This window comes from Streptomyces sodiiphilus (genome assembly GCF_039529215.1).
In the GTDB taxonomy this organism is placed as follows: domain Bacteria; phylum Actinomycetota; class Actinomycetes; order Streptomycetales; family Streptomycetaceae; genus Streptomyces; species Streptomyces sodiiphilus.
The window spans coordinates 32,773-53,465 of the sequence record NZ_BAAAMJ010000008.1; the positions used below are offsets into that span (position 1 = coordinate 32,773).

Here is a 20,693-nt window from a genome sequence, read left to right on the forward strand (position 1 = left end):
GCCGACCCCCGGCTGGCCTCACTGCTGCTGGAACGGTTCCGCACCCCCGGCACCCTGGGCCCGCTCTCCTTCTCCCGCGCACCGGGCAGCGCGATCCCCACCGCCCCGCCGGCCCGGCTGCTGGACGGCGAGCAGACCAACTCCTCCGTCGTCTACGGCACCTCCCACATTCTGAAGGTGTTCCGCCGGGTCAGTCCCGGGATCAACCCGGACCTGGAACTCCCGCTGGCCCTGGCCCGGGCCGGCTGCACCCGGGTGCCGGCCCCCTCGGCCTGGTTCGAGGCCGCCGGCCCGGACACCGGCACCGACCCCATGACGCTCGGCGTCCTCCAGCCCTACCTGCCCGGCTGCGCCGACGGCTGGCAGCTCGCCACCGGCGCACTCGCCCGCCGCGCCGATTTCGGGGCCGCCGCGCACTCGCTCGGACGCGCCACCGCCGAGGTGCACACCGCGCTCGCCGGTGCGCTGCCCACCCAGGTGCTGCACCGCTCCCAGCTGGAGCAGACCGCCACCGCCATGCACGAACGGCTGACCGCGGCCACCGCCGCGGTCCCCGCGCTCCGCCCCTACCGCGCGGGGCTGCGCCGCTCGTTCGAGGCACTGGCCGACTTCGCCCGGCGCGGTGGCCGCTGCACCGCACAGCGGCTGCACGGCGACCTGCATCTGGGCCAGGTGCTGCGCCCGGCCGGCCCCGACGGCGGCACCGGACGGTGGACGGTCATCGACTTCGAGGGGGAACCCGCCAGTCCGCTGGCCGAACGCCGGCGCCCGCAGCCGCCGGTCCGGGACATCGCCGGGATGCTGCGTTCCTTCGACTACGCCGCCTGCCAGCACGTCGCCTCGGGACCGTGGGCCGAGGCCTGGGCCCGGGCCAGCCGGACCGCGTACTGCCGCGGCTACGCCGAGGCCGGCGGAACCGACCCGCTGGGCCAGCCCGAACTGCTGCGCGCCTACGAGACGGACAAGGCCGTCTACGAGGTGCTGTACGAGGCCCGGCACCGGCCCGGCTGGCTGCACGTCCCGATGTCCGCCATCCGCCGGCTGGCCGCCCTGCCGCCGGCCGGAGCGCACCGCTGACCAACCCGCCCCCGCCCGCTCCTCACCGCCACTGCCCCGGAGGTCATCCGCCGTGCGACCGCACACGTCCGCCACCCGTCCCGAGCCCCTCCCCCTCCCGGCCGGCCGCAGCGCGCCCGTGCCCTCCGCTCCCGCGGGTCCGGCGCCCGGCTCCCGGCCGCTGCTGAAGGGCACGCGGGCGGCCGCCGCCCTGCCCGCGGAGGACCGCGTCCGGCTGCTGGCCGGGGAACACCACGACCCGCACGCGCTGCTGGGCGCCCGCCGCGCCGAGGGGGGAGTGCTGGTGCGGACGCTGCGCCCGCACGCCCGGGGCGTCACGGTCCTCGCCGCCGGACTGCGCGCCCGCCTGGCCGCGGAGGGCGACGGGCTGTTCGCCGCCGTGCTCCCGCTGGAGGAGATCCCCGCCTACCGGCTGCTGGTGGACTACGGCGAGGACGTGCCCGCCCACGAGACGGGCGACCCCTACCGGTTCCTTCCCGCGCTCGGGGAGTTCGACCTGCACCTGATCTCCGAGGGCCGGCACGAGGAGCTGTGGAAGGCCCTGGGGGCCTGCCCGATGACCCATCAGGGCGAGCGGGGCACCCGGTTCACCGTGTGGGCACCCAACGCCCGCGGGGTGCGGGTCACCGGCGACTTCACCCACTGGGACCCCACCGGACACCCCATGCGCTCACTGGGATCCAGCGGGGTGTGGGAGCTGTTCGTGCCCGGCGTCGGTCCCGGCACGCTCTACAAGTTCGACATCTGCCGGCCCGACGGCTCGCACACCGTGCGGGCCGATCCGATGGCCCGCCGCACCGAATGCCCGCCGGCCACCGCCTCCGTCGTGCATCCCCTGGACGGCTACCGCTGGGGGGACGGCACCTGGATGGCCGGCCGGGGCGCACGCTCCTCGCACACCGCCCCCGTGTCCGTCTACGAGGTGCACCTGCCGTCCTGGCGGCCCGGACTCTCCTGCCGCGAGCTGGCCGATGAACTGACCGCCTACGTCACGGACATGGGCTTCACGCACGTCGAACTGATGCCGCCGGCCGAGCACCCCTTCGGCGGCTCGTGGGGCTACCAGGTCACCGGCTACTACGCCCCCACGGCCCGGCTGGGCACCCCCGAGGACCTCAAGTACCTGGTGGACCGCCTGCACCGGGCGGGGATCGGGGTGCTCATGGACTGGGTGCCGGCCCACTTCCCGAAGGACGACTGGGCACTGGCCCGGTTCGACGGCACCGCGCTGTACGAGCACGCCGACCCCCGCCGGGCCGAGCACCCGGACTGGGGAACGCTGGAGTTCGACTACGGCCGCAAGGAGGTCCGCAACTTCCTGGTCGCCAACGCCGTGTACTGGTGCGAGGAGTTCCACATCGACGGCCTGCGGGTCGACGCGGTGGCCTCGATGCTCTACCTGGACTACTCCCGCGAGGAGGGCGGCTGGAGTCCCAACGCGCACGGCGGGCGGGAGAACCCGGACGCGGTGGCGTTCCTGCAGGAGATGAACGCCACGGTCTACCGGCGCTGTCCCGGCGTGGTGACCGTCGCCGAGGAGTCCACCGCCTGGGACGGGGTCACCCGTCCCACGCACCACACGGGCCCCGGCGGCTTCGGCGGGCTGGGCTTCGGCTTCAAATGGAACATGGGCTGGATGCACGACTCCCTGGTGTACATGTCCAAGGATCCGGTGCACCGCGCCCACCACCACGACGAGATGACGTTCTCCATGGTGTACGCCTACTCGGAGAACTACGTGCTGCCGATCTCGCACGACGAGGTGGTGCACGGCAAGCAGGCGCTGGTATCCAAGATGCCCGGCGACTGGTGGCAGCGGCGCGCCAACCACCGGGCGTACCTCGGGTACATGTGGGCCCACCCGGGGAAGAAGCTGCTCTTCATGGGGCAGGAGTTCGCCCAGGGCGCGGAGTGGTCCGAGGCCGAGGGGCCGCAGTGGTGGGTGCTGGACCCCGGATACAGCGCGGCGGGCGACCACCGCGGGGTCCAGGACCTGGTGCGCGACCTCAACCGCGCGTACCGGGCGACCCCGGCACTGTGGCAACGGGACACCGACCCCGGCGGCTTCCAGTGGATCGACGCCGGTTCGCACCGGGCCCGGGAGGACAACGTGCTGTCCTTCCTGCGGTTCGCCGCCGACGGATCCCCGCTGATCGTGGTCTGCAACTTCTCGCCGGTGGTCCGCCACGGCCACCGGCTGGGCGTGCCCGCCGGCGTCCCGGCCTGGACCGAGGTGCTCAACACCGACGCACGACGGTACGGCGGCAGCGGCGTGGGCAACGGCGAGGCGATTCCCACCAGGCCCGTCCCGTGGCACGGCCGGGAGGCCGGCGTCCTCCTCACCCTGCCTCCGCTCGCCACCCTGTGGCTGCGTCCGGTCGGCTGACCGGCCGGACGCGCGGACCCACCGGCCCGGGACCGGCGCGCCGGTCCCGGGCCGGGCTCAGCCGCCCTGTCCTCGCGGGGTGCCGCAGCCGGGGCAGAACGCGGCGCCGGCCGGCAGGTCCGTGTGGCAGGACGCGCAGGCGTCCTGCTGGGCCAGCCGGTGTCCGCAGCCGTGGCAGAAGGCCCCTCCCCCGGTCTCGGTGGAGCACTGCGGACACACCAGCTGGCGCGCGGTGTCCACGTCGTACCGGGCGCCCTGGGCCTCGCCCGCCTGCTGGGCCTGCTTGGCCGCCTCCCGGTTCAGCCCCCGGCGCTTGGCCGCCAGCACCTCCGCCGCGGTGTCCGGGGCACACTTCAGGCACAGGCCCTGGTCGGCGTCCCAGCACCGGCCGCAGACCTGGCCGGTGCACCGGGCGCAGCGGCTGAAGTGCCGCTGGGCGCTGTCCACGGCCCGCCCGAACGCCTCGTCACGGGCCTTGCCCCAGCCCGCGCCGGCCAGCCCGTCCGCCGCGCGGCTGAGGGTGTGGCCGGTCTGCCCGCCGAGCAGGCTGCGGGCCATTCCGGCGCCGCGCCCCAGCCAGCCGGCCGCCCGGCCGCTGCCGTACGGCTCGAACGGCGACCGCCAGGCGTCGCGGCAGCGGGAACAGGAGAACTCGAACTGGAATCCGGCCTCCGTTCCCTGTCTGCGGGACAGGTCGCGGTAGTTGCGGCTGAACGCGGTCTCGCCGGTCATATCGTCTCTTCTCCCCCGGTTCTGCCCGTCATCTCCATACGACGGGCACACAGTTGGCCACGAGTGTAGGGCCGGACGGGGAGAATGCGGCAGGTGCGGTCCCGCCGCTCCCGCCCGGCCCCGCGGTCACCCGGCGTCCCGGTAGTAGGGGTCGGCGACGGTGCCCTGCCGCGTGGCGGTGTCGTACCGGTACACCTCCCGGCCGGAGACGAAGACCCGCAGGGCCCGGCTCATCACGTCCAGCGGGTCGCCGGACCAGATCACCACGTCCGCGTCCAGCCCCGGCCGCAGGGAGCCCACCCGGTCGTCGAGGCCCATGATCTCGGCGGGGTTGACGGTGATCGAGCGCAGCGCCGTCTCCCGGTCCAGCCCTTCCTTGACGCAGAGCGTGGCCTGGTGGACGAGGAAGTTGACGGGGACCACCGGGTGGTCGGTGGTGATGGCCAGCTTGACCCCCGCGCGGGCCATGATGCCCGGGTTGGCCAGCGTCCGGTTGCGCACCTCGACCTTCACCCGGGTGGTGAACAGCGGACCGGTGATCACCGGTATCTCCCGGCGGGCGATCTCGTCGGCCAGCAGATGACCCTCCGTCCCGTGGTTGATGACCAGCCGGTAGCCGAACTCGTCGGCCAGCCGCATCGCGGTGGCGATGTCGTCGGCCCGGTGGGTGTGCTGGCACCAGGGAATCTCCCGGTCCAGCACCCGCACCAGCACCTCCAGGCTCGGGTCACGCTCGAAGGGGGTGCCCTCGGCCAGCGCGTGGTCCCGCTTGGCCCGGTAGTCCTGGGCCCGGGTGAAGGCGTCCCGGATCACCGCCGCGACTCCCTGCCGGGTCGAGGGCAGCTGCTTCTTGTCGCCGTACACGCGCTTCGGGTTCTCGCCGAGCGCGCTCTTCACGCTGACCGGCTCCCGGATCAGCATGTCGTCGACGCTGCGTCCCCAGCACTTGACGGCGACGGTCTGCCCGCCGATCGGATTCCCGGAGCCCGGCTTGATGACGGAACTGGTCACCCCGCCCGCGAGCGCGTCGGCGAAGCCGGTGTCGGCGGGGTTGATCGCGTCCAGGGCCCGCATCCGCGCGCCGTTGGGATCCGTCATCTCGTTGGTGTCCTGGCCCGCCCACCCCTCGGCCTCCTCGTGCACCCCGAGGTGGCCGTGAGCCTCCACGAAGCCGGGAAGGACCCAGTTTCCCGAGGCATCGACGGTCCGGGCGCCTTCGGGGACCGTCACCTCCGCCGCGGGTCCCACGGCGGCGATGCGGCCGTCGCTGATGAGGACCGTGCCGCCGTCGATGGGGTCTCCTGCGACGGGGACGATGTATCCGTTCGTGATTGCTGTATCGACCATGGCCAGCAACCTAACCGTTCCCCCGGCCGGGCGGACCGGGCCGGGGGCGACAGCGAGCGCGGGAGCGCCGCGAATCCGCCGTGCCCCCCGTTCGCGGCCGCGGGGCGCCGCGGCGGCCCACCCCCTCCTCGCCCGGCCGGGCGAGGAGGTGATGAGGGCCGGTCAGAAGACGGCTTCGGTCTCGTCCATCCGCTGCTGCGGGACCGTCTTCAGCACGGCCGTCGCGTCGAACAGCGGTGCCATCACGATGTCGGTTCCGCTGAGCGCGGTCATCATGCCGAACTCGCCCCGGTGCGCGGCCTCCACGGCGTGCCAGCCGAACCGGGTGGCCAGCACCCGGTCGTAGGCCGTCGGGGTGCCGCCGCGCTGCACATGACCGAGGATGACCGGCCGGGCCTCGTAGCCCAGACGCCGCTCCAGCTCCACGGCGAGCTGGTTGCCGATGCCGGTGAACCGCTCGTGGCCGTACTGGTCGATCTCACCCTTCCGGTAGGGCATCTCGCCCTCGGCGGGCGCGGCTCCCTCGGCCACGCAGATGACCGCGAACTTCTTGCCGCGCGCGAAGCGCTCCTCGACCATCTTGCACAGGCCGTCGACCCGGAAGGGACGCTCGGGAATGCAGATGCCGTGCGCGCCGCCGGCCATCCCGGACTCCAGGGCAATCCAGCCGGCGTTGCGGCCCATCACCTCCACCACCATGATCCGCTGGTGGGACTCGGCGGTGGTCTTCAACCGGTCGATGGCCTCGGTGGCCACGCCGACGGCGGTGTCGAAGCCGAAGGTGCGGTCGGTGGCGGAGATGTCGTTGTCGATGGTCTTGGGCACTCCGACCACCGGGAGGCCGGCATCCGACAGCATCCGGGCCGCGGTCAGGGTCCCCTCGCCGCCGATCGGGATCAGCGCGTCCAGGCCGAGCTCCTGGCGGAGCTGCTCCGCGTTGTCGCACGCCTCGCGCAACCGGTGGCGCTCCAGCCGGGCCGATCCCAGGATGGTCCCGCCACGGGCCAGAATGCCGCTGACGGCGTTGATGTCGAGCTCCCGGTAGCGGCCGTCCAGCAGCCCCTTGAAGCCGTCCTCGAACCCGATCACCTGGTCGCCCCGGTCCACGACGGCGCGGTGCACGATCGACCTGATCACGGCGTTGAGGCCTGGGCAGTCACCGCCGGCGGTGAGGACTCCGATGCGCATGAGGACTCTCTCCTGGTCGCTGGTCTGGGTGGTCCGGCCGCATCCTCGGGGCCAGCCGGATTCTTTCACGGCCCGCGGGCCCCGTTGAACGCGTCACACTCCCCACATTGTCCCCGGTGGAGCGGACGCGCGGGTAAGGTCAAGAGTACGGACGTTCCGTTATGGGGGATATGCGGCGCGGGGCGCGGCCCTGCCGTCCGGACGGGCGCGGCGGCAGGAACCGAGGAGAGGGCGCAGGTGGGCCAGGCGGAGAGGACCGGGCGGTGACCCGCAGCGTGTACGTGACCGGGATCGGCCGCGGTGACGGCCGGCAGGTGGTCGAGCTCGGCATCATGGAACTGCTGACCCGTCAGGTCGACCGGGTGGGGGTGTTCCGCCCGCTGGGCCACGACGGCACCGACCCCGTGCTCGGTCTGCTGACCGGCCGCTACCGGCTGGGCCCGGGGGACCACGCGACCGGGATGAGCTACGCGGAGGCCGCCGCACTGCAGGCCGACCTCGGCACCGACGAACTGATCACCCGGCTGGTCGACCGCTTCCACACCGTGGCCCGGGACCACGAGGCCGTTCTGGTGCTGGGCACCGATTTCGCCGACACCGGGCTCCCGGCCGAACTGGCGCTCAACGCCCGGCTGGCCAACGAGTTCGGCGCGGTCGTCCTGCCGGTGGTCGGCGGTCTCGCGGGTCCGCCTCCGGCAGGCGGCACCGGCCGCAGGGGGCAGAGCGCCGAGGCGCTGGTCGCCGAGGTGCGCAACGCGCACGACGCCTACACCTCGCTGGGCTGTGAGGTGCTGGCCACCGTCGTGAACCGGGTGTCCGACAGTGAGGCCCTGCGTGCCGCGCTGTCGCTCGGGGAGCAACTGCCCGAACCCGTCCACGTCGTGCCCGAGGACCCGGCGCTCTCCGCACCGACGGTCCGCCAGATAGCCGACGCGCTGGGCGCCCGGGTGCTCCAGGGCGATCAGACCGGCATGGCCAGGGATGTGCGCGACTTCGTCTTCGGCGGCGCGACGATCCAGTCCTTCCTTCCCGCGCTCACCGAGGGCTGCCTGGTCCTCGCCCCCGGGGACCGCGCCGATCTGGTCATCGGCGCGCTCGCCGCGCACTCCGCGGGCTCCCCGCCGATCGCCGGCATCCTGCTCACCCTGGACCTGCACCCGGGCCGGGAGACCCTGTGGCTGGCCGAGCGGCTGGCCCCGGGGACCCCCGTGCTGCTGGTGCCCGGCGGCTCCTTCAGGATCGCCACCGAGCTCTCCGGGCTGGAGGGCCAGCTGACCGCGGCCTCACCGCGCAAGGCGGAGATCGCGCTGGGCCTGTTCGAGTCCCATGTGGACACCGCCGCGCTCAGCCGGCGGCTGTCGGTCGTGCGCAGCGACCGGGTGACGCCCATGATGTTCGAGCACGAGCTGATCGAGCGGGCCCGTACCGACCGCCGCCACGTGGTGCTGCCCGAGGGCACCGAGGAGCGGGTGCTGCGCGCCGCGGAGGTGCTGCTGCGCCGCAACGTGTGTGATCTGACCTTGCTGGGCGAGGAGACGGCGGTGCGCAAGCGGGCCGCGGATCTGGGCCTGGACCTGCGGCTGCTGAGCGCGGACGAGGTGGCGGCGGAGGACGGCGTCACCGCCCGGGTGGTGGACCCCCAGACCTCCCCGCTGCGCGAGCGGCTGGCCGAGGTCTACGCGAAAGCGCGCCGGCACCGGGGAGTGACCTACGAGCTCGCCTACGACGTCGTCTGCGACGTCTCCTACTTCGGCACTCTGATGGTGCACGAGGGGCTGGTGGACGGCATGGTCTCGGGGGCGGCGCACTCCACCGCGGCGACCATCCGGCCCGCCTTCGAGGTGATCAGGACCAAGCCGGACACCTCGATCGTGTCCTCCGTCTTCTTCATGTGTCTGGCGGACAAGGTCCTGGTCTACGGGGACTGCGCGGTCAATCCGGAGCCGGACGCCGAGGAGCTGGCGGACATCGCCATCCAGTCCGCCGCCACCGCGCGGCAGTTCGGCGTGGAGCCGCGCGTCGCCATGCTGTCGTACTCGACCGGTGACTCCGGCTCGGGCGCGGAGGTGGACAAGGTCCGCCGGGCCACCGAACTGGTCCGCGAGCGCCGCCCGGAGCTGCTGGTGGAGGGACCGATCCAGTACGACGCGGCGGTCGAGCCGGTGGTGGCGGCGGCCAAGCTGCCCGGCTCGGAGGTCGCCGGGCAGGCGACGGTGCTGATCTTCCCCGACCTGAACACGGGGAACAACACCTACAAGGCGGTCCAGCGCTCGGCCGGCGCGGTCGCCGTCGGACCGGTCATGCAGGGGCTGCGCAAGCCGGTCAACGACCTGTCCCGCGGTGCCCTGGTGCAGGACATCATCAACACTGTCGCCATCACGGCCGTCCAGGCACAGGGCGACCCCCCGTCGGAACGGAAGGAACCCCCCGCGTGACCGGTCTCCCCGCCCGGGCGAGCTGCGTACTGGTGCTCAACTCGGGTTCGTCGTCGGTGAAGTACCAGGTACTGGACATGGACGGCCCGTCCCGCGCGGCGGCCGGGCTGGTGGAGCGCATCGGGGAGCGCGGCGCGCGCCTGGTGCACCGCACCGCCGACGGCGGCGAGCGGGTCCGGGAGACATCGGTGCCCGGCCACGAGGAGGCGCTGCGGCTGATCGCGGAGGAGCTGGACACGGACGGGGTGGGTCCCGCCTCGCCGCGGCTGGCGGCCGTCGGACACCGGGTGGTGCACGGCGGGCCGGTGTTCAGCGAGCCACGGCTGATCGACGACGAGGTGCTGGCCGAGATCGAACGGCTGGTGCCGGTGGCGCCGCTGCACAACCCCGGGAACCTCGCCGGCATCCGCACGGCCCGCTCGCTGAATCCGGACCTGCCGCAGGTCGCGGTCTTCGACACCGCCTTCCACACCACGATGCCGGAGCACGCGGCGCGGTACGCCATCGACATGCGGACCGCCGACGAGCACCGGATCCGGCGGTACGGGTTCCACGGCACCTCGCACGCGTTCGTGTCGCGCCGCACTGCCGGGCTGCTGGGGCGGGACCCGTCCGAGGTGAACGTGATCGTGCTCCATCTGGGGAACGGCGCCTCGGCGTCCGCGGTGGCCGGCGGCCGGTGCGTGGACACCTCCATGGGGCTGACCCCCTTGGAAGGGCTCGTGATGGGTACCCGCAGCGGTGACATCGATCCGGCGGTGGTCTTCCACCTGTCGCGGGTGGCGGGAATGTCCGTCGGGGAGATCGACACCCTGCTCAACCAGCGCTCCGGCCTGCTGGGCATGTGCGGGGACAACGACATGCGGGAGATCCGCCGGCGGGTCGAGGAGGGCGACTGGGCGGCCCGGCTGGCGTTCGACGTGTACGTGTACCGGATCAAGAAGTACATCGGTGCCTACCTGGCCGTCCTGGGCCGCGTGGACGCCGTGGCGTTCACCGCGGGCGTCGGGGAGAACAACCCCGCCGTGCGGGAGGCCGCGGTGGCCGGGCTGGAAGGGCTGGGCATCACGGTGGATCCGGAGCTGAACGCGGCGCCCGGGGACTCGGCCCGGCTGATCTCTCCGCAGGACGCCGCGACGGCGGTCGCCGTGGTGCCCACGGACGAGGAACTGGAGATCGCCACACAGGCGTTCGCCCTGGTCAACGGCTGACGCCCGGCTACATTATTCAGGCACGGAACAAATCGAATAGGATCGCTTCCATGCGCCGTTCCAAAATCGTCTGCACGCTGGGTCCCGCCGTCGACTCCTTCGAGCAACTCAAGACGCTGATCGACGCGGGCATGAACGTAGCCCGCTTCAACATGAGCCACGGCAGCCACGCGGAGCACGAGGACCGGTATCACCGGCTCCGCAAGGCGGCGGAGGAGTGCGGCCGCCCGGTGGGTGTGCTGGCCGATCTCCAGGGCCCGAAGATCCGGCTGGAGACCTTCGCCGACGGTCCGGTGGAGCTCTCCCGCGGGGACGAGTTCACCATCACCACCGAGGACGTCGAGGGCGACCGGACGATCTGCGGCACCACCTACAAGGGGCTGCCGGGCGACGTCTCCAAGGGCGAGACCGTCCTGATCAACGACGGCAACGTCGCCCTGCAGGTCACCGAGGTGGACGGCCCGCGGGTGCGGACCATCGTCATCGAGGGCGGGGTCATCTCCGACCACAAGGGCATCAACCTGCCCGGCGTCGCCGTCAACGTCCCCGCGCTGTCCGAGAAGGACGTCTCGGACCTGGAGTTCGCCCTGCGGATGGGGTGCGACATGGTCGCGCTCTCCTTTGTCCGCAGCGCCGCCGACGTGCGCGACGTGCACCAGGTGATGGACCGGGTGGGAATCCGGGTGCCGGTGATCGCCAAGGTGGAGAAGCCGCAGGCGGTGGAGAACATGCAGGAGGTGGTGCTCGCCTTCGACGGCGTGATGGTGGCCCGCGGCGACCTGGCGGTGGAGTACCCGCTGGAGAAGGTCCCGATGGTGCAGAAGCGGCTGATCGAGATGTGTCGCCGCAACGCCAAGCCGGTGATCGTGGCGACCCAGATGATGGAGTCGATGATCACCAACTCCCGGCCGACCCGCGCCGAGGCCTCCGACGTGGCCAACGCCATCCTGGACGGCGCGGACGCGGTGATGCTCTCGGCGGAATCGTCGGTGGGACAGTACCCGGTCGAGACGGTGAAGACGATGTCCAAGATCGTGGTGGCCGCCGAGCAGGACCTGCTCTCGCGCGGTCTGCAGCCGCTGGTGCCCGGCAAGAAGCCCCGCACGCAGGGCGGCTCGGTGGCCCGGGCGGCCTGCGAGATGGCCGACTTCCTCAACGGCAAGTCCCTGATCGCCTTCACGAAGTCCGGCGACACGGCGCGCCGGCTCTCCCGCTACCGGGCGGTCCAGCCGATCCTGGCCTTCACCACCGAGCGGGCGACCGCCCATCAGCTCACCCTGAGCTGGGGCGTGGAGAGTTTCCTGGTGCCGCATGTGGACCACACCGACGAGATGGTCGACCTGGTCGACGCCGAGTTGCTGAAGCTCAACCGCTACAACGAGGGCGACATCATGATCATCACCGCCGGCTCTCCCCCCGGAGTGGCCGGCACCACCAACATGGTGCGTGTCCACCACCTGGGTGGCGGCCAGGGCGTGTGAACCTCGGCGCGACCGCCGCGGGCCCGGCTCCCCCGCCCTCCGCCGGAGGGTGAGGAAGCCGGGCCCGCGGCGTTCCGCGGTGTCAGCCGTGGGTCATGTACTGGCGCATACCGGGTATCGTCAGCTCCCCGCCGAACTGGCCGGCCTGCGTCACGAACACGTCCGTGAAGTGCGCGATCGGGATGTCCAGGGGCGGCTGGTGCTCGGGGTCGAAGACGATCGGGATCAGCCCGAAGAGCTTGCCCTCCAGCTTTTCGGTGTACATGGTGACCTTGCCGTTGCGGAAGGTCGAGTTGCTGCCGTCGGCGGCCTGGACGTGGTACCGCAGGCCGTCCTCACCGTTGACGATCTGGTGCAGGTTGCCGATGTCCAGCCGGTCGGCGGTGAACTTCAGCACCTGCTTGACGGAGCCGTTCGCCGTGCTGACGTTGACGACGCCGTGGTACTTCAGGCCGCGCAGCGTGAGGTACTTCGCGTCCAGGAACCACGCCTCGTCGGGCAGCACCACCGGGGTGGCCTCGTCCTCCCCGGGGACCTCCATCGTCTCCGGGCAGGGGAACGGCACCTTGCCGTCGGCGTCGGGTGCGAAGGGATCGGCTTCCTCGGCCTCGTCCGTCTCCGGCTGCGTGTCCTCCCCCGCGGCCTCCTCACCGGCCGGTGAGGACGGTGCGGGCGCGGGCTCCCCGGTGGGCGATCCGCCCGCCGGGACGGTCTCCGGCGTCCCGGCCTCCTGCTGCCCGGCGGAGGGCGCAGGACCGGGGGTCGCGGCCGGCTCCTCGGCGGGCACCTCGGCGGCGGGGGTCTCCTCCCCCGGCTCGCTCTTCTTCCTTCCTCCGGTGAAGAAGTCCGTGACGTCCTGGCCGAACTGCTCCAGGCGAGGGCCCAGCCCCAGCGGGTCCAGCGGGTTCCGCTCGGGCTCCGCTGCGGCCTCCGGCTCCTGCTCCGTACCGTCGCCGGCCGGCTCCCGGGGCTCGGTGGTCTCCCCCTGGGTGTCGCCGCCGGTCCCGGCTTCCGGGGAGGGCGAGGGCGCCGTCCGCTCCGGTGTGCCTCCGCCGTCCGCCGCACCGTCCTCGCGTCCGGACTCCGCGGCGGCCTCCTCGGCCGCTTCCTCCACGGCGGCGTCCTGTGCGGACTCCTGCTCCGCGGCGGCGTCGCGCTCCTCCTCGGTGACGTCCGGCATCTCGACGCACGGACCGTCCCGGAACGGGTTCTCCGGCTGCTGCTCCGCCTTGGCAAGGGGAGAGCCCACCCCCATGCCGAGCAGCATCGCGGACGGCATGACCGCCAGCGAGGCGGCCCTGCCCACAGGTCTGTTCAGTCGCTTCAGCAACGACTTCCGCTCGGCGGCGTGCCGCGCGCCCTCACGCCCGGCCGGTCCGTCACTCGGCACGATGCCTTCCCTTCCCCTGCTCCGTCGATATCCCCGTGAAGCCGTCCAGGGCACTGCCCGTGCCGCGGACCGGCCCGGCGGGCGTCCGGGGGGCCGGTGCGGCCCCCTCCTCCCGCTCCTCCTCACGCTCTCCCGGCGCCCAGGCGATGGACATGCCGCCACCGCACATCGCCAGGAGAAAACCGACCACGAACCCGCCGAAGTTCGAGACCACCAGCGAGACCAGTGCGAGCAGGATGGCCGCGACGCCGGCGAAGATCCGGGCGTGCCGCTGGAACCACATGGTCAGTCCCAGGACGACCAGCAGCACGCCGATGACCAGCGAACCGCCGCCCGCCGTGGTGGCCATCCGGATGGTGACCTCGCCCAAAGTGACGTTCGCGTAAGGGAAGTACCCGATGGGCAGCCCGGCGAGCAGGGTGAACAGTCCGGCCCAGAAGGGCCGCTGCCCTCTCCAGTCCCGGAACGCGGCGCGGCCCCGGGCAAGGCGTGAGGCGGTGCTCGGTTGATCAGTGGTGGTGCTCATTGCGCGGAACTCCCTGGGTGGCGCAGAACATCGGCGGATCGTGGGGAGGCCCGGGGGCCCTGCCGGTGGCGGGGGTCCGCACGACCCCCGCCACCGGTGGTGGTGCTTACCGTCAGTAGCACTCGTTCTTGCCGCGGTGCAGGCTCATGTTGAGCCCGTTGAGCTTGAACGTGCCTGCGGAAGTGGCCCACGCGGTCTGCTTCACGTCGGTCAGCACGGCCTTCTCGGCCTGCTGGGCGAAGGAACCCGGCACCCGGTGCTCCCCGGCCTTGGGCTTGGGGCCCTTGGTCAGGTGGTCCGAGCTCACACCGATGTCGATGTTGGTGAAGGTCGCGTTGGCGTTCAGGTCGGCGATGTCGATGAAGAGGTTCTTGGCCTCCACCGGCTTGTGGCCCTTGCCACCGGCGCCGAGCTTGACGGTGATGTCACCGATCACCGGCGCCGGAACCACCACCGACTGGCACAGATTGGTGATCGTGGCCTGGTTGAAGGCCGAGACCGCCACCGGGACCATCTCGTCGTCGTGCTTGATGTTGACGGCGCCGTACTGGCTGAAACCGGTGCCTTCGAGCCGGTCGGTGGTGACCTTGAACTGCTGGCCGGAGACCGCGAACGACGCGGCGAGCGCGCCCTGGGACAGGGCGACACCTATCGCGGCGGTGGCGGCCACACTGGGCACCATGACCAGCCCGAACCGCTTCCATCTGGTGCCGCCACGAGCCTGTGACTCCATGACTTTCCTCCTTCTCGGACAAACATCTCCGGCCCTCGCCGCCCGGGGTCCGTGGACCGCCTCGGAGCCTGGAGAGGAGAAGCGCGATGCCCCCGGGGAGCTCCCCGGGTGACAGTCACTGGCCGCGCGGGGCGCAGCCCCCGGACAGGTCCCGCCGGCGGCGGGAACCCCCCTGTGCCGGAGCCGACACGTGACCCATGTCGGCTCGGCCGATCGTGGTGCATCTCACCGCACCGCACAAGGGGCTGGTTACTAACGAGTAATGAGAGCGTCCGGGCAGGCCGCGACACCCCCGCCGGTATGCACACAGCGTGAGGAGGAGAGAGGCGGACAGGCGGTGCTCAACCGGGCGAAACATCCGGGAAACGCGCCTGTCACTTCACCGAGCGTGAGCGGCGGCCGCTAATGCCAAGATTTGGTAAAACGCGGCCGCCGCCTGCCGTCCGGGCCGGACAGTCTCAGAAAAGCACCCGGGCGAGCGCGCCACGGGCAGCGGTCACCCGCGGATCCTCGGGACCGACCACCTCGAAGAGCTCCAGCAGCCGGAGCCTGGCCTGCTCGCGCTCCTCGCCGGCGCAGCGCCGCACGGTGTCCACCAGCCGGCCGAACGCGTCCTCGACATGGCCGCCGACCAGGTCGAGATCGGCCACCACGAGCTGTGCGGCGGCATCGTCCGGGCGGTCCGCGGCGTCCTTGCGGGCGCGCTGGGCGTCCACCCCCTGCACCCTGCCCAGCAGCTCGGCCTGGGCGAGACCGAGACGGGCCTCGGCGTTCTGCGGATCCCCGTCCAGCACGTTCCGGTAGGCCTGCACCGCGCCGCCGAGGTCGCCCGCGTCCAGGGCCGCGTGGGCAGCGGCCAGCACCGGGTCCTCCGGCGGCTCGGGCGGACCCTGCTCGCCCGGCTGCGCCTGCCCGGGCTCCACACGGGCGCCGGCAATGCCGAAACGCTGCTCGGCCGCCTGGATCAGCTGGTCCAGCACCTGGCGGATCTGCGCCTCGGGGGCAGCGCCCTGGAACAGCGGCAGCGCCTGGCCTGCGATCACGGCGAAGACGGCGGGGATGCCCTGCACACCGAACTGCTGGAAGAGCATCTGGTTGCGGTCGACATCGACCTTGGCGAGCACGAAGCCGCCGGCATACTCCTGGGCGAGGCGCTCCAGCAGCGGGCCGAGCTGCTTGCAGGGCTCGCACCACTCCGCCCAGAAGTCGATGACCACCGGGACCTCGGCGCTGCGCTGCAGCACCTCGCGCTCGAAACCGGCCTCGTCGACATCGATCACCAGCTGGGCGGCACCGGCGGCCTGCTGCCCGCCGGGCTGCGCTGCGCGCTGCGCCCGGGCCCGCTCCGCCTTCTCCTTGGCCTCGGCGGCGGCCTTCACCGCGGAGAGATCGACTGCTCCGCTCATGGACATGTTGCGTGGCTGCATGAGACCAGTCTCCCCCCTTCGCGGCGCGATTCTGTACGCCGACCCTTACGCTACGGGTCGTAGCGTATTACGGCAAGCCCCCTACTCGCCGGTAAGGTTCCGCCATGGCATCTCCACCCGAGAACCGGCCGCGCGGCGCGGGCCGGCCCCGCAGCGCGGCGGCGGACCGGGCGATCCTGTCCGCCACCCGCTCCGCCCTGGTCGAGCTGGGCTGGTCCGCGCTGACGATGAGCGCCGTGGCGAGCCGTGCCCAGGTGGCCAGGACCACGCTCTACCGGCGCTGGCCCGGCAAGAGCGAGCTGGTCGTGGACGCCGTGGCGGACCTTTTCGACGAACGCCTGGAGCTGCCCGACCGGGGCAGCCTGGCGGCGGACATCGAGTGGGTGGTCCTGCGTTTCGCCGCGCTGCTGGAGCAGCCGGAGACGAAGACCGGCCTGATGGCGGTCCTCGCCGAGGCCACCCGTGACGAGGCACTGCGCGCCCGCATCCGCTCGGCCATCGTGGGCAGGCAGAAGGCGCTGGTGCTGCGCGGCCGGGCCCGCGCGCAGGACCGCGGAGAACTGGCCCCCGACCCGCCGGGGGACGCCGGGGCCCGGCAGGCCGCCCGTACGGTGGACCTCATATTCGACGTGGTGGCCGGCTCGGTGATCCACCGGGCGCTGGTGAGCAGCGAGCCGGTGGACGAGGACTGGGCCAGGGACTTCGCCGCACTGGTGACCGGCGGTCTCACCGGGGCCGGTCCGCGGACCGGCTGACGGCCTCGCGCCGGGCTTTCTCCCGGCGCCGGGTGCGCCGGTGCCCCTCGCCCGGCGGGCCGGGCGGCCGCGCCGGCGAGAGGCACCGGTGGGACTCAGAAGCCGGGGGGCTCGGTGTAGGTGCCCCACTCCTCCCGCAGGACACCGCAGATCTCGCCCAGGGTCGCCTCCGCGCGGACCGCCTCCAGCATGGGGCCGATCATGTTGGCGTCGGTACGGGCCGCGCTCAGCATGGCGTCCAGTGCCGACCGGACCGCCCCCTCGTCGCGGGCGGCCTTACGGGCGGCCAGCGCCCTGACCTGCTCGCGCTCCACCTCGTGGCTGACCCGCAGGATCTCCAGCTCACCGGTGACCGAGCCGGTGTGGCAGTTGACCCCGACGACCTTCTTCTCGCCCTTCTCCAGGGCCTGCTGGTACCGGAAGGCGGCCTCGGCGATCTGCCCGGTGAACCAGCCGTCCTCGATGCCGCGCAGCAGACCCGAGGTCATCGGCCCGATCGGGTGGTCGCCGCCGGGCACCGCCTTGCGGCCGCGCTCCTTGATCTGCTCGAAGATCTTCTCGGCGTCCGCCTCGATCCGGTCCGTGAGCTGCTCGACGTACCAGGAGCCGCCCAGCGGGTCGGCGACATTGGTGACGCCGGTCTCCTCCATGATCACCTGCTGGGTGCGCAGGGCGATCTCGGCGGCCTGCTCGCTGGGCAGCGCCAGGGTCTCGTCCAGCGCGTTGGTGTGCAGCGAGTTCGTCCCGCCGAGCACCGCGGACAGCGCCTCCACAGCGGTGCGCACCACGTTGTTGTAGGGCTGCTGCGCGGTCAGCGAGACCCCGGCGGTCTGCGTGTGGAAACGCAGCCACTGGGCCTTCTCGCTGGTCGCCCCGTAGACGTCGCGCATCCAGCGGGCCCAGATCCGGCGGGCGGCGCGGAACTTCGCGATCTCCTCGAAGAAGTCCAGGTGGGCGTCGAAGAAGAACGACAGGCCCGGTGCGAAGGTGTTGACGTCCAGCCCGCGGCTCAGCCCCAGCTCCACGTAGCCGAAACCGTCCGCCAGGGTGTACGCCAGCTCCTGCGCCGCGGTGGAGCCCGCCTCCCTGATGTGGTATCCGGACACCGACAGCGGCTTGTAGTCCGGGATGCCGCGGGCGCAGTGCTCCATCAGGTCGCCGATGAGCCGCAGGTGCGGCTCCGGCTGGAAGAGCCACTCCTTCTGGGCGATGTACTCCTTGAAGATGTCCGTCTGGAGGGTCCCGTTGAGCACGGCCGGGTCCACGCCCTGCCGCTCCGCAGCGACCAGGTACATGCAGAAGACCGGGACGGCGGGTCCGCTGATCGTCATCGACGTGGTGACGTCGCCCAGCGGGATGTCCCGGAAGAGGACCTCCATGTCGGCGGCCGAGTCGATGGCGACCCCACAGTGGCCGACCTCGCCCAGCGAGCGGGGGTCGTCGGAGTCGCGGCCCATCAGGGTCGGCATGTCGAAGGCGACCGACAGCCCTCCGCCACCGGCCTCCAGGATCATCTTGTACCGCTCGTTGGTCTGCTCGGCGTTGCCGAAGCCGGCGAACTGGCGGATGGTCCAGGTGCGGCCGCGGTAGCCGGTCGGGTGCAGGCCCCGGGTGAAGGGGAACTCCCCCGGCCAGCCGATCCGCTCGAAGCCCTCGTAGGAATCCCCCGGCAGCGGGCCGTAGACGGGCTCCACCGGATCCCCGGAGAGCGTGGTGAAGTCGGCGTCCCGCTTGCGGGCGGCGTCGTAACGGGCCTGCCACCGACGGCGGCCCTGAGCGATGGCGTCAGCGTCCATACGGCCAATTTACTTGGACGTCCAACTAACTGTCGACCGGGGTACGCCCGGCGGCCGGAAACCCGGCGCCCGCGGGGGCTCCCACGGGCCCCGAGGGCTCAGGCCCCGACGGGCTGCGAGGTCTCCCGTTCCGGCCCCGCCGGCGGCTGCTCGGCACCCTCGATCAGCGGCCTGATCTCGGCCGTGATCCGCCGCTCCACGAAGAACGCGACGAACGGGATGGTGCCCGACAGCAGCACCCACAGCAGCTTGCCGACCGGCCAGCGGGCCTTCTGCCCCAGGTCGAAGGCGAAGATCAGATAGATGATGTAGAGCAGCCCGTGCGTCTGCGACACCACGAAGGTGACACCCTCGCCCATGTCGAAGCCGTACTTGAACACCATGCAGGTGCTCAGCACGAGCAGCATCACCGCGGTGAGGTAGGCCATGACCCGGTAGCGGGTCAGAACGCTCTGCTTCATGCTCCAGAGCGTAACCCGGCTCATTCCTCCACGAAGTCCCGGGCCGCCACCCGCAGCGGCCGCAGCATGGCGAAGATCTCCGAGCACTCGTCGTCGTCGTAGACCCCGAGCCCGAAGTCGATGGCCATCAGCTCCCCGGTGGCCCGCTCGCACACCTCACGGCCCCGGTCGGTGATCGACGCCAGCGTGCCCCGGCCGTCGTGCGGGTTGGGACGCTTGGTGACCAGACCGGACCTGACCAGCCGGTCGATGGTGTTGGTGACCGACGTGGGGTGGACCATCAGCCGCTCGCCGATCTTCGACATGGGCAGCTCACCGGCCTTGCTGAAGGTCAGCAGCACCAGTGCCTCGTAGCGCGCGAAAGTCAGCCCGTAGGGCTTGACCACCGCGTCGACCTCGGCCAGCAGGATCTGATGCGCCCGCATGATCGAGGTGATGGCCGCCATGGAGGGCGCCGGTCCCCAGCGCTGCTTCCACAGGTCCTCGGCACGAGCGATCGGATCGAACGACAGACTGAGCGGTTTCGGCACGGCAGCGACCATACCGGCTGATCACCCTCCGGGAGCCCTCGTCTCACGGACCGGGAGACCTCAGCGGCCCGCCGGAGCGCGGCGGGCCCGCGCGGATACCGGTCCATGACGGTGTGTCATGGCACGATTGCTCCATGTACGGATCCGTCCTTCCCCCCGGTGCCCGCCCGGGCCGCGGGCCGAGGGCCGCCGCGGCCGCCGTGCTCGCCGGCGCCCTGGTTCTCGTCCTCGGCTGTTCGTCCCCCGGGGACGGCGCCGCCTCCGCCGGCGCGGAGCCGTCCGGTCCGGGCGAACCGGAGAGCGCCGAGTCCGGCGAATTCTGGGTGGACCCGGACAGCCCCGCGGCCCAGCAGGTCGAGCGGTGGAAACGGGAGGGCCGCTCCGAGGAGGCCGAGGTGCTGAGCCGGATCGCCGAGCAGCCGCTGGCCCACTGGCCCACCGGCGAGGACGATCCGGGCCCCGAGGTGAAGCTGATCGCCGAGGCCGCACGGGCCGAGGGCCGCACGGCGGTGCTGGTGGCCTACAACGTCCCGCACCGCGACTGCGGGCAGTACTCCCAGGGCGGCGCCCCGGATGTGGCCGCCTACCAGGAGTGGATCGGCTCCTTCGCCGACAACCTGGAGGACGCCGACGCCATCGTCGTGCTGGAACCGGACGCGGTACCGCACCTCGCCGACGGCTGCACCGACGCGATGTACCACGAGGAGCGCTACCAGGTCCTGTCGGAGGCGGTGGACCGGCTCAAGGCACAGCCGAACACCCGGGTCTACATCGACGCCGGCAACCCGAGCTGGATCCCCGACCCCGGCGCGCTGGCCGAACCGCTGTGGCGGTCCGGCATCGCGCACGCCGACGGCTTCGCCCTGAACGTCTCCAACTTCCAGACCCTGCAGGACAGCGCGCGGTACGGCCGGGAGCTGTCCGGGCTCCTGGACGGCGCGCACTTCGTCATCGACACCAGCCGGAACGGCAACGGCCCGCTGGACGAGCCGGGTGACGAGGCGTGGTGCAATCCGCCGGGCCGCGGCCTGGGCGTCCCGCCCACCACCGACACGGGTGACGAACTGATCGACGCCTACTTGTGGATCAAGCGGCCCGGCGAGTCCGACGGCGAGTGCCGCGGCGGGCCGGCGCCCGGCCAGTGGTGGCCGGAGTACGCCCTGGAGCTGGCCCGCCGGGCGTCGCACTGAGACGACGCCCGGCGGGCCGGGGGCCGGC

The 20,693-nt window shown here is 72.2% G+C and carries 16 protein-coding genes; 6 read left to right on the forward strand and 10 right to left on the reverse strand.

What is annotated here, in order from left to right:
• Nucleotides 1–622 precede the first annotated feature (622 nt).
• Nucleotides 623–3,463, forward strand: a complete 2,841-nt coding sequence (glgB, locus tag ABD299_RS03485; protein WP_425581243.1) for a 1,4-alpha-glucan branching enzyme — start codon at nucleotides 623–625, stop codon at nucleotides 3,461–3,463.
• Between the two features lie 57 nt (nucleotides 3,464–3,520).
• Here the strand turns inward: glgB and ABD299_RS03490 are convergent, their stop codons facing one another.
• The 3 genes from ABD299_RS03490 to ABD299_RS03500 form a co-directional block, all read right to left on the reverse strand.
• Nucleotides 3,521–4,195: a double zinc ribbon domain-containing protein gene (locus tag ABD299_RS03490; protein ID WP_344258752.1), complete on the reverse strand. Its 675-nt coding sequence runs from the start codon at nucleotides 4,193–4,195 to the stop codon at nucleotides 3,521–3,523.
• A 126-nt stretch (nucleotides 4,196–4,321) separates the two neighbouring features.
• Nucleotides 4,322–5,542 (reverse strand): amidohydrolase, encoded by a 1,221-nt coding sequence (locus ABD299_RS03495; RefSeq protein WP_344258754.1) that lies wholly within the window; start codon nucleotides 5,540–5,542, stop codon nucleotides 4,322–4,324.
• Nucleotides 5,543–5,704: 162 nt separating this feature from the next.
• Nucleotides 5,705–6,730, reverse strand: coding sequence for a 6-phosphofructokinase (locus ABD299_RS03500; protein ID WP_344258756.1), 1,026 nt, complete (start codon nucleotides 6,728–6,730; stop codon nucleotides 5,705–5,707).
• A gap of 263 nt (nucleotides 6,731–6,993) precedes the next feature.
• Here ABD299_RS03500 and pta point away from each other — a divergent pair, with 263 nt between their 5' ends.
• The 3 genes from pta to pyk are packed head-to-tail and all read left to right on the forward strand — an operon-like array spanning nucleotide 6,994 to nucleotide 11,857.
• Complete coding sequence (gene pta, locus ABD299_RS03505) at nucleotides 6,994–9,165, forward strand: phosphate acetyltransferase (protein WP_344258758.1); 2,172 nt, start codon at nucleotides 6,994–6,996, stop codon at nucleotides 9,163–9,165.
• Nucleotides 9,162–10,376 carry an acetate kinase gene (locus ABD299_RS03510; protein WP_344258760.1) on the forward strand — a complete coding sequence of 405 codons (1,215 nt, stop codon included), beginning with the start codon at nucleotides 9,162–9,164 and terminating at the stop codon, nucleotides 10,374–10,376. Before pta ends, ABD299_RS03510 begins: the two co-directional genes overlap by 4 nt.
• A gap of 50 nt (nucleotides 10,377–10,426) precedes the next feature.
• The gene (gene pyk, locus ABD299_RS03515; protein WP_344258762.1) at nucleotides 10,427–11,857 is read left to right on the forward strand and encodes a pyruvate kinase; all 1,431 of its coding nucleotides are present in this window, start codon (nucleotides 10,427–10,429) and stop codon (nucleotides 11,855–11,857) included.
• A gap of 82 nt (nucleotides 11,858–11,939) precedes the next feature.
• On the opposite strand, the gene ABD299_RS03520 is transcribed toward pyk, so the two are convergent.
• The 4 genes from ABD299_RS03520 to ABD299_RS03535 all read right to left on the reverse strand — a co-directional run bounded on the left by ABD299_RS03520 (nucleotide 11,940) and on the right by ABD299_RS03535 (nucleotide 15,933).
• Nucleotides 11,940–13,247, reverse strand: coding sequence for a hypothetical protein (locus ABD299_RS03520; RefSeq protein ID WP_344258764.1), 1,308 nt, complete (start codon nucleotides 13,245–13,247; stop codon nucleotides 11,940–11,942).
• Nucleotides 13,237–13,773: a DUF6114 domain-containing protein gene (locus ABD299_RS03525; RefSeq protein ID WP_344258766.1), complete on the reverse strand. Its 537-nt coding sequence runs from the start codon at nucleotides 13,771–13,773 to the stop codon at nucleotides 13,237–13,239. The genes ABD299_RS03520 and ABD299_RS03525 overlap by 11 nt, the downstream gene beginning before the upstream one ends.
• Nucleotides 13,774–13,885: 112 nt before the next feature.
• Nucleotides 13,886–14,506, reverse strand: coding sequence for a DUF6230 family protein (locus tag ABD299_RS03530; protein ID WP_344258768.1), 621 nt, complete (start codon nucleotides 14,504–14,506; stop codon nucleotides 13,886–13,888).
• 458 nt (nucleotides 14,507–14,964) lie between these two features.
• Entirely contained in the window at nucleotides 14,965–15,933 is a 969-nt protein-coding gene (locus ABD299_RS03535; protein ID WP_344258770.1) for a tetratricopeptide repeat protein, read from the reverse strand.
• Between the two features lie 104 nt (nucleotides 15,934–16,037).
• Between ABD299_RS03535 and ABD299_RS03540 the strand changes: the two genes are divergently transcribed.
• Nucleotides 16,038–16,688 (forward strand): TetR-like C-terminal domain-containing protein, encoded by a 651-nt coding sequence (locus ABD299_RS03540; RefSeq protein WP_344258772.1) that lies wholly within the window; start codon nucleotides 16,038–16,040, stop codon nucleotides 16,686–16,688.
• A 95-nt stretch (nucleotides 16,689–16,783) separates the two neighbouring features.
• Here ABD299_RS03540 and icmA read toward each other — a convergent pair whose 3' ends face one another.
• From icmA to ABD299_RS03555, 3 genes are all read right to left on the reverse strand, one after another.
• Nucleotides 16,784–18,484 carry a coenzyme B12-dependent isobutyryl-CoA mutase large subunit gene (icmA, locus tag ABD299_RS03545; RefSeq protein ID WP_344258773.1) on the reverse strand — a complete coding sequence of 567 codons (1,701 nt, stop codon included), beginning with the start codon at nucleotides 18,482–18,484 and terminating at the stop codon, nucleotides 16,784–16,786.
• Between the two features lie 98 nt (nucleotides 18,485–18,582).
• Nucleotides 18,583–18,945 carry a DUF3817 domain-containing protein gene (locus tag ABD299_RS03550; RefSeq protein ID WP_344258775.1) on the reverse strand — a complete coding sequence of 121 codons (363 nt, stop codon included), beginning with the start codon at nucleotides 18,943–18,945 and terminating at the stop codon, nucleotides 18,583–18,585.
• A gap of 20 nt (nucleotides 18,946–18,965) precedes the next feature.
• Nucleotides 18,966–19,475: a MarR family winged helix-turn-helix transcriptional regulator gene (locus tag ABD299_RS03555; RefSeq protein WP_344258776.1), complete on the reverse strand. Its 510-nt coding sequence runs from the start codon at nucleotides 19,473–19,475 to the stop codon at nucleotides 18,966–18,968.
• Nucleotides 19,476–19,609: 134 nt separating this feature from the next.
• On the opposite strand from ABD299_RS03555, the gene ABD299_RS03560 reads away from it, so the two are divergent.
• Nucleotides 19,610–20,665 carry a glycoside hydrolase family 6 protein gene (locus ABD299_RS03560; RefSeq protein WP_344258777.1) on the forward strand — a complete coding sequence of 352 codons (1,056 nt, stop codon included), beginning with the start codon at nucleotides 19,610–19,612 and terminating at the stop codon, nucleotides 20,663–20,665.
• Nucleotides 20,666–20,693: the final 28 nt, after the last annotated feature.

Excerpts from the sequence above, each read along its gene's own strand:
- ABD299_RS03560 (WP_344258777.1), top strand. The coding sequence starts at position 19,610 with ATGTACGGATCCGTCCTTCCCCCCGGTGCCCGCCCGGGCCGCGGGCCG.
- ABD299_RS03500 (WP_344258756.1), bottom strand. The coding sequence starts at position 6,730 with ATGCGCATCGGAGTCCTCACCGCCGGCGGTGACTGCCCAGGCCTCAAC.
- ABD299_RS03540 (WP_344258772.1), top strand. The coding sequence starts at position 16,038 with ATGGCATCTCCACCCGAGAACCGGCCGCGCGGCGCGGGCCGGCCCCGC.
- ABD299_RS03535 (WP_344258770.1), bottom strand. The coding sequence starts at position 15,933 with ATGCAGCCACGCAACATGTCCATGAGCGGAGCAGTCGATCTCTCCGCG.
- ABD299_RS03530 (WP_344258768.1), bottom strand. The coding sequence starts at position 14,506 with ATGGAGTCACAGGCTCGTGGCGGCACCAGATGGAAGCGGTTCGGGCTG.
- ABD299_RS03525 (WP_344258766.1), bottom strand. The coding sequence starts at position 13,773 with ATGAGCACCACCACTGATCAACCGAGCACCGCCTCACGCCTTGCCCGG.
- ABD299_RS03495 (WP_344258754.1), bottom strand. The coding sequence starts at position 5,542 with ATGGTCGATACAGCAATCACGAACGGATACATCGTCCCCGTCGCAGGA.
- ABD299_RS03490 (WP_344258752.1), bottom strand. The coding sequence starts at position 4,195 with ATGACCGGCGAGACCGCGTTCAGCCGCAACTACCGCGACCTGTCCCGC.
- icmA (WP_344258773.1), bottom strand. The coding sequence starts at position 18,484 with ATGGACGCTGACGCCATCGCTCAGGGCCGCCGTCGGTGGCAGGCCCGT.
- ABD299_RS03550 (WP_344258775.1), bottom strand. The coding sequence starts at position 18,945 with ATGAAGCAGAGCGTTCTGACCCGCTACCGGGTCATGGCCTACCTCACC.
- pyk (WP_344258762.1), top strand. The coding sequence starts at position 10,427 with ATGCGCCGTTCCAAAATCGTCTGCACGCTGGGTCCCGCCGTCGACTCC.